Origin of the sequence: Prosthecobacter sp. (assembly GCF_044373815.1) — a bacterium.
Taxonomy (GTDB): Bacteria; Verrucomicrobiota; Verrucomicrobiia; order Verrucomicrobiales; family Verrucomicrobiaceae; genus Prosthecobacter.
In genome coordinates, this window is record NZ_JBIPNG010000384.1 from 1 (window position 1) to 6,396 (window position 6,396).

Below are 6,396 nucleotides of genomic sequence, written 5' to 3' on the forward strand. Positions count from 1 at the left end.
CGCCGCCGCCACCACCGCTGCCGAAGCCGGGCTTTTTAAAGCCACCGCCACCGCCGCCTTGGTATCCGCCGCCGCCGCCACCACCACCGTAGCCTTTGAAGCCAGTGCCTGGGCCGCCGCCTTTGTATAACCCGCCACCGCCACCACCACCGCCGCCGTAGCCGCCACCACCACCGCCGTAGCCGCCTTTGTTAAAGCCGCCACCGAAGCCGGGTTTCTTGATGAAGCCGCCGCCACCGCCGAAGCGCTTGGGGCGAATGCCGCTGATGTCGTCTGGACGGTCCGCATGGTCCATGCGGACGTCACGGCCGCGCAGCTGCGCGCCTTTGACGCCTTCCAGCACGGCTTCCACGGAGTCTCCGGGGATTTCGACGAAGCTGCATTTCTCCAGCACGTCGATGGCGCCGATGCTGCCGGGGGTCAGGTCTTGAATGGTGTTGTAAAGCATGCCAGCGATGTCCTGCGGACGCACCTGATCCATGCCGCCGACGTTGATGAACAGGCGCACCATGCCGGAGCGCGGGCCCTTCTGCACGTAGCTGCTCTGCTTGCGCGGCACGCGTTCTTCCTCGTGGTCGCTCTCGAATTCGTTGTCAAACTTGGCCGGGCGTGTCGCCGGGGCGGCCGCCTGATGATTCGTCGGGCCGGAGTCTTCCTCGTGGCCAGATTCTTCGCGCTGGGCGGGAGCGGATCCCTCAGCTGGAGCCGCTGCATTTTCCACCGGGGCGGAGCCTTCGGCAGGCGCAGACCCTGCGGACGGAGCTTCAGCAGATGCTTCGTTCGAATCAGCGGCAGGAGCTTCCGAGCCTTCAGCGGCTGGCGCTGGGGCTTCGGCAGTGCCTTCGGCTGGGGCAGGGGATGCCTGCGGGGCCTGAGCGGCGACGGACTGAGGGGTGGGTCTTGGCGCTGGCGCTGCGGCCTGCGCGCGGGGCTTGAAGTCGCGCTGCGGATAGTCGGGCTTCCGGCCAGCGCGGTCTTCCACGATCTGCTCTGTCTCGCGCACTTGGTCCTTCATGAGAAGGTCCATCAAAGCACTGGCGATCTCCGTGGGGGAGAAGCCGATGTCCAGCAGGCGCTGGATGCTGTGCTCGTGATTGGCATAGCTGGCGCCTTCCAGCACGGCTTTGACCTTGTCGAAGGTCTTGTCCACGCGGGTGGCTTCCAGCTCTTCCTGGGAGGGCACCTTGGCGCGCTCCACGCGGATGTTGATGAAGCGCTGGATGCGCTGCATCAGGTAAATTTCACGTCCGGCCACGAGGCTGAAAGCCTTGCCGCTGCGTCCGGCACGGCCCGTGCGGCCGATGCGGTGCACGTAATCTTCCGCGTCATAAGGCAGCTCAAGATTGACGATGAGATCGATGTCGTTCACGTCCAGACCACGGGCGGCCACGTCCGTAGCCACGAGGACTTCGACGTTGCCGCTGCGGAAGTTGCGCATCACGCGCTCACGCATCGTCTGATTGATGTCCCCATGCAGGCGGTCGGCGGCGTAGCCACGGGCCACGAGGGCGTCGGTGGCGTCATCCACGGCGCGCTTGGTGTTGGCGAAAACGATGGTAAGGCGCGGGGCCTCGATGTCGATCACGCGGCAGAGCACTTCCAGCTTGGAGCGGCCCTGCACTTCGTAGTAGCGCTGCTCCACGGTGGCCACGGTCAGCGCCTTCTGCTGAATAGTGATCGTCGCGGCGTTGGTCGTGTAGTTCTCCACGAGGCGGCGGATGCGCGGCTCAAAGGTGGCGGAGAAGAAGATGGTCTGGCGCTCTTTCGGCACGGCGGCCATCAGGCGGTCGATGTCGTCGCTGAAGCCCATGTCCAGCATTTCATCGGCTTCATCAAAGACGAGCGTCTTGAGGGCGTCGAACTTCAGCAGTCCGCGCTCCATAAAGTCGAGGATACGTCCTGGGGTGCCGACGACGATCTGGGAGCCGCTCTGCAAAGCGCGGATCTGGCGGTCATACGAAGCGCCGCCGTACACTGGCGTGGCGCGCACGCCTTCCTTGAAGGAGGCCAGTTTGTGGATTTCCGCGCAGACCTGCATGGCCAGTTCGCGGGTAGGGCAGAGGATCAGAGCCTGCACCGCGCGCTTGGTGCCATCGACGCCTTGCACCACGGGAATGCCAAAGGCCATCGTTTTGCCGGAGCCGGTCTGGCTCTGGCCCACGACGTCACGTCCGGTAAGAGCCACAGGAATAGCTTCAGCCTGGATGGGGGAGGGTTGCTCGAAGCCGAGTGATTTAACGGCTTCAAGAAGCTCGGGCGAAATTCCCAATTCAGGGAAGGTGTGGGTACTCATAAAAACAGAAACGAAACGTATCCCTCAGAATTTGAGGGGTGTCATACTGGCACCTATAGAGGGAGATAGCAAGGTGTTTGATCTTGACGCTCCCGGGGAGAGGGCGGGGGAGGCATTAACCGGTGGTGAAGCGAAGCTTGCCGAGCTGGAACCACCGGATCACGCCAATCGCCATAGCGGAGATCAAGGGCCACACCTCCGGCATGCGCCTTTTCCCGGGCTGCCACGCGCACGCCACCGCAGAAAAAAGCCACTTAACGGTATGGACGGCTGCAAAAGCCCTTCTAAAATCTCGTTTCCTCAGCCAACCAATCTGCGGGCGTGCATGCCCGTACCCCAACCATGTCCACCGCTTCCGCTCCCTCGTCGTCATCTCCCACCTCCCTGCGCAACGCCGTCATCCGCCTCGCGGGCAATTCCCAGGACGGCATTCAGTCCATCGGCGGTTTCCTGGCGCGTCTGGCCGGTCGCACCGCGCAGGAAGTGATGACCTACATGACCATCCCGTCCACGATTTCGGGCGGGCCTTCCATTTTCCAGGTGCATCTGGGCTCCGGCGAGGTGCTCCATGAGGGCGACGAAGCCGACGTGCTGGTGGCCTTTTACAAGCACAGCTACGAAAACCACATCGCCGCCCTGCGCGATGGCGGCATCTGTTTCTATGACACGGCGGACATGGGCCCGGAAGACGTGAAAAACGAGCGCGGCATCATTCACATCGGCGTGCCTTTCACCTCCGCCACCGTGGAGGCCGTGGGCGGCTCCACCCGTGACCGCGGCAAGAACATGTTTGTGCTCGGCATGGTCTGCGCCGTCTTCAATCTCGACAAAGAAAAGCTCGTGGGCATCGTCAGCCGCCAGTTTGGCCGCAAGGACGAAAGCGTGCTGCGCAATGCGCTGCTGGCCTTTGACGCCGGCTTTGCCTACCAGGTGGGCGATGTCGAAAAATTTGCCTTCGTGCCCGGAGAGGCCCATGGCGCACACCGCATCAGTGCAGACGGCAACCAGATGCTCACGCTCGGCCTCATCGCCGCCGGGGTGCGCTACGGCTCCGCCTATCCCATCACCCCATGGTCCTCCATCATGGAAACCCTGCGTGTCGAGCTGCCGAAGTATGGCGGCCTCTACGTGCAGGCGGAAGACGAACTCGCCGCCGTGTCCATGACCATCGGTGCCGCCTTTGCCGGACACCTCGCCATCACCGGCAGCTCCGGCCCCGGCCTCAGCCTAAAGATGGAAGCGCTCGGCTACGCCAGCATGGCGGAAATCCCCCTCATCGTGGTGAACGTGCAGCGCGGCGGCCCTTCCACCGGTCTGCCCACCAGCGTGGAGCAGTCTGACCTCATGCAGGCCATCTACGGCAGCCATGGCGACAGCCCGCGCATTGTGCTGGCACCGAAGGACGTGGAAGACTGCTTCTACATCGCCCTCGAAGCCGGTAAGCTGGCCAAGAAATACTCCTGCCCCGTCATCATCCTGAGCGATCAGGCCCTGAGCAGCCGCATCGAAGCCTTCGAAGAGCCTGACCTCGACAAGCATTGGGTCGAACCCACCCTCGACATCTCCACCCGCCCCGAGGGCTTCAAGCCTTATCCGCTCGATTCCATCACGCAGCACGCACCTCCCGGCTCCAAGATGGCCGGCGGCAAGTACCCTGTCTCCACCGGTCTTGAGCACGATGAAATGGGCCACCCCAGCGGCAGCCCCAAGATGCACACCTTGATGACCAACAAGCGTCGCAACAAGCTGGTGCAGCTTTCCAAAGAACTCCCGCTGCCCGTCATTCACGGCGACCAGACCGGCGACGTCCTCGTCATCGGCTGGGGCAGCACCTACGGCCCCATCAAGGAAAGCGTGGACCGCATGCGCACGGAAGGCCACAAAGTGGGCGCTCTGCACTTGCGCCACCTGCACCCCATGCCGGACGGTCTGGACGGACTCTTCAAGAAGTTCAAGCACGTCGTCTGCGTGGAGATGAACGACTCCGGCCTCTACGGCTACGGTCAGCTGGCCACCATGCTGCGCGCCAGCCTCGCAGATCCGCGCATCCAGTCCGTGTGCAAAACCGACGGTCTCGCCTTCCGCATCCGTGAGATCGTCACCGGCGTGGAAAAAATCATGAGCGCCTAGTCCGGACCCGACCTCGCAGCATTACCAACCTTTTCATTTTCAAATCATCATGTCCACCGCCCTCGTCACTCCAGCAGCTCCTGCCACGGACAAGCTCACCAAAAAAGCCCTCACTGCCGACCATCCCACGTGGTGCCCCGGCTGCGGCGACTTCGCCGTGCTAAACATCTTTTACCGCGTGCTGGAGAAGCTTCAATACCCGCATGAAAACATCGTCTGCGTGGCCGGTATCGGCTGCTCCAGCCGCTTCCCGTATTTCATGAACACGCACGGCATTCACTTCATCCATGGCCGTGCCGTTCCTCTCGCCACCGGCATCTCACTCAGTCGTCCGGACGTGCACGTCTTCGTCTTCGGTGGCGACGGCGACGGCTTCTCCATCGGCGGCAACCACCTCAACCACGCCGCGCGCAAAAACATCAAGCTCACCTATGTCATCATGGACAACTTCGTCTATGGCCTGACCAAGAAGCAGACCAGCCCGACGAGCCCCATCGGCTTCAAGAGCAAGACCGACCCCACCGGCAGCATCGACCGCCCGATCAACCCCATGCGCCAGCTCCTCGCCAGCGGCGCCACCTTCATCGCCCGCACGCACGCCGCTCAGGTGAAGCACATGGAGGCCATGTTTGAGCGCGCCATTCTGCATGATGGTTTCAGCGTCGTCGAATGCCTCAGCGAATGCGTCATGTTCTACGCCGGTGCGTTTGATGACAGCACTCCCCGCAAAGGCGGCACCTTCGACACCATTGACGAAACGCAGCACGACGTCACTAACGACGTGGCCGCCTACCAGATGGCCGAAAACCTCGCCCCCGGAAAATTCGGTGTGTACTACCAGGTCAACCGCCCCACCAAGAATGCCCTCGAGCAGAAGTGGATCGACGACACCCAGTCCAAGCTCGGCGGCGTTTCGCAGAAAGACGTGCTCAAGAAGCGCTTCGAAGCGATGCGGTAGGATCGTCCCGGGTGCGCGGGGCTCCGCGCCCTCCGCCGCATCCAGCGTTCCGCTTTTGTCACAGTCACTGCTTATCTGGCGGATCGATTTGATCCGTCAGTTCTACTGCGCATTGCCCTCGATAAGCCATGTGTAGCCCCCTTGACGTCGCACTCATCGTGCCCTTCTTGATCGCACCCCCATGCGCATCCACACGCTCGATCTCCGCTTCCAAAACATCCCCGGCCTCATCGCCTCCTATCTCATCGAGAGCGGCGGCGAATATGCGCTGATCGAAACCGGCCCCGGTTCCACACTGGAAACACTGCGCGCCGCGATCCGTGCCGTCGGTGTCGATGAATCCGCCATCAAGAAAGTCTTCGTCACCCACATTCACCTCGACCACGCCGGCGCTGCCGGATGGTTCGCGCAGCAGGGAGCTACGATCTACTGCCACCCAAACGCCATGCGGCATTTGATTGATCCCTCCAAGCTCATCGAAAGCGCCCGCATGGTCTATGGCCACCTCATGGACAAACTCTGGGGAGACATGCTGCCCGCGCCTGCGGACCGCGTGGTCCCCTTGCAAGACAAGGAATGCGTGCGCCTTGGTGAGATCGAGATCATCGCTTGGGACACCCCTGGCCATGCGCGGCATCACCATGCCTTCATCATTGGCGACGTCTGTTTCACTGGCGACGTGGCCGGGATGCGTCTGGAAAACAGCCGCTATCTTTCCGTCACCGCAGCGCCGCCGCAGTTTGATCCTGTCGCTTATGGGCAGTCCTTGGATCGCCTCCTGGCTGCAAATTTTAAGACGCTCTATCTCACGCACTTTGGCGCAGTGAGCGATGTGGCATGGCACCTGAGCACCTATCGCCAGCGCGTTGCCGAAGTTTACGAGCGCGTCGCCGCCGATTTCCAGGCAGGCGTCAGCGTGGAGGAAAACCGCCGCAATTACGCGCTCGCCGAGCACGCGATCGCCATTCAGGCAGGCGTGAGTGAGGAACTCTGGCGCAAAGGCGAAGACGCCAAC

General features: G+C 62.4%; 4 protein-coding genes. 3 read left to right on the plus strand and 1 reads right to left on the minus strand.

Annotated elements, in window-relative coordinates; genetic code table 11:
- On the minus strand, window positions 1-2,293 hold a 2,293-nt coding region (locus tag ACIREA_RS23825; RefSeq protein ID WP_397384839.1), incomplete at its 3' end, for a DEAD/DEAH box helicase.
- Window positions 2,294-2,635: 342 nt separating this feature from the next.
- On the opposite strand from ACIREA_RS23825, the gene ACIREA_RS23830 reads away from it, so the two are divergent.
- The 3 genes from ACIREA_RS23830 to ACIREA_RS23840 all read left to right on the plus strand — a co-directional run.
- Window positions 2,636-4,423, plus strand: coding sequence for a 2-oxoacid:acceptor oxidoreductase subunit alpha (locus ACIREA_RS23830; protein WP_397384840.1), 1,788 nt, complete (start codon window positions 2,636-2,638; stop codon window positions 4,421-4,423).
- Window positions 4,424-4,472: 49 nt separating this feature from the next.
- Entirely contained in the window at window positions 4,473-5,381 is a 909-nt protein-coding gene (locus tag ACIREA_RS23835) for a thiamine pyrophosphate-dependent enzyme (protein WP_397384841.1), read from the plus strand.
- A gap of 181 nt (window positions 5,382-5,562) precedes the next feature.
- On the plus strand, window positions 5,563-6,396 hold an 834-nt coding region (locus ACIREA_RS23840), incomplete at its 3' end, for an MBL fold metallo-hydrolase (RefSeq protein ID WP_397384842.1).

Coding starts and splice junctions, on each gene's coding strand:
- ACIREA_RS23830 (WP_397384840.1), top strand. CDS start 2,636: ATGTCCACCGCTTCCGCTCCCTCGTCGTCATCTCCCACCTCCCTGCGC.
- ACIREA_RS23835 (WP_397384841.1), top strand. CDS start 4,473: ATGTCCACCGCCCTCGTCACTCCAGCAGCTCCTGCCACGGACAAGCTC.